Genomic DNA, 1,639 nt, shown 5'->3' on the forward strand with positions numbered 1-1,639 from the left:
GTACTACGGCCTCAAAGGGCACGACAAGTTGCACCAGGTGGCCTTAGGCATCATTCTTGCGGAGTTTTGTGCCGAGACCATTTGGGCGCTCTACAGCATGACGCACAACCATTTCGCCACCTATAGCGTCTCCATCAACGGTCGTCTCGGCTGGAATCAGTAACAACGTGTTGTTGGCTTAACTATTCGTAGCCGCCGATCTAAAAGGAAACGGGCGAGACTGAGGTCTCGCCCGTTTTGGAACGTTCTCTATTTCGTTGTCTACTTTGAGTCGGAGCGGCGCATTTTGCGGGCCAACGCCACGCCGTCGGAGTTGCACAGTGCGTAGCGGGCGCGGGCGGCACGCAGACGCGCCAACCTCAGAATATCGCTCTGCGCCTGCATGTAGGCATCGGTTCCCATTGGGTCAAGCAGGGCGATCAAACGCTCTATCGCCTCATGCTGTTGTTGCTTCCGCTTTGACAGCGCCCCTACCACCGGTCGCGCATCCAGTCGCTCCCTCACTAAAGGTGCCATCTGTTTATCATCCTTTCTATTGCCGTCTAAAACTTTTTTGACGAACTCGTGTACCCCTTCTGAGGGTACAAAAATGCCCGACCTACTGTCAAGCAGGTGCGGGCCTCGTAACGGGGGAGTGATTAATTGATTGGCTTACGCTTAGCCATATCCTCCACCCCGTTTTGTTAGCCCCTGCGTCCCTTTCACGAAAAGCCTTATGCCATGCTGCTGACAGCGATGGTCCATCCTTTTCTCTTTCTCCATTTTTTGCATACTTTGCCACTGCAGGCTAATTGATGCACTCTCTGGTTCATTGTATCATATTTTGGCGTTTTTTCATATGCTTTCATTAGAGATAGACGCACAACTCGCCGAAAAGTTTCATAAAAACATAGCAAGGAGACCCCCTGCGTTTACGCGGGGGAGGAATTGCTATCCGCATTCCCCCGATTGTCGAGAGCAATCGTGGCGTCACAATAACGCCTCGCACTCCTTTCCGCTTTCACTGGTAAGTAGAGAGTATTTGTGGCATAATACTCTCGATAAACAAAGATTATCCAAAAGAAGGGCAAGGTGGTGAAAGTCACGTTGCGTCTGATGCTGTATAGAAACCCTGCCACCCAAAAGGCTCTGCGGGAGACGCTCTTGCAGTTTACCGACTGCTTCAACGCTGTCTGCCGTTACGGGTGGGACAATAACGAGCGTAACGGAACCCGACTGCACCGGGCAACCTACAAGCCCCTTCGGCAAGCGCACCCTGACCTGCCTGCCCAGTTGGTCGTAACGGCGAGAAGGAAGGCCACCGAAGCACTCAAATCTGTTGCGGAGCGCAAGAAGCAGGGACGCTCCGTTTCCTGCCCGCAGTCCGCCCTTTGCCCCGTGTGCTATGATGCGCGTTCGTATTGGGTGCGCCTTCAAGAAGGCTGTGCCTCTCTTGCCACCACACAAGGGCGTGTTCGGGTCACTTTCCGCCTGTGTGACTACTACACTCGTTACGCCCACTGGAAGCCCTGCTCGGCAGACTTATGTTTTCGTGACGGTGCCTTTTCCCTGCACGTGGTGGTGGAAGCCGACGCGCCTGAACCTGTTTGTGAAGGGGTTCTTGGTGTTGACCTGGGCATCGTAGAACTCGCTACCGATA

Annotated in this window: 1 protein-coding gene and 1 pseudogene; one reads left to right on the forward strand and one right to left on the reverse strand. The window is 53.8% G+C overall.

Annotated elements, in window-relative coordinates; genetic code table 11:
* Positions 1-261: 261 nt before the first annotated feature.
* Positions 262-516 carry a hypothetical protein gene (locus VKV29_RS10505; RefSeq protein ID WP_324201260.1) on the reverse strand — a complete coding sequence of 85 codons (255 nt, stop codon included), beginning with the start codon at positions 514-516 and terminating at the stop codon, positions 262-264.
* Positions 517-1,071: 555 nt separating this feature from the next.
* Between VKV29_RS10505 and VKV29_RS10510 the strand changes: the two are divergent.
* Positions 1,072-1,639: pseudogene (locus VKV29_RS10510) on the forward strand (RNA-guided endonuclease TnpB family protein); the annotation flags it as partial.

This window comes from Chthonomonas sp., assembly GCF_035294165.1.
GTDB lineage: Bacteria > Armatimonadota > Chthonomonadetes > Chthonomonadales > Chthonomonadaceae > Chthonomonas.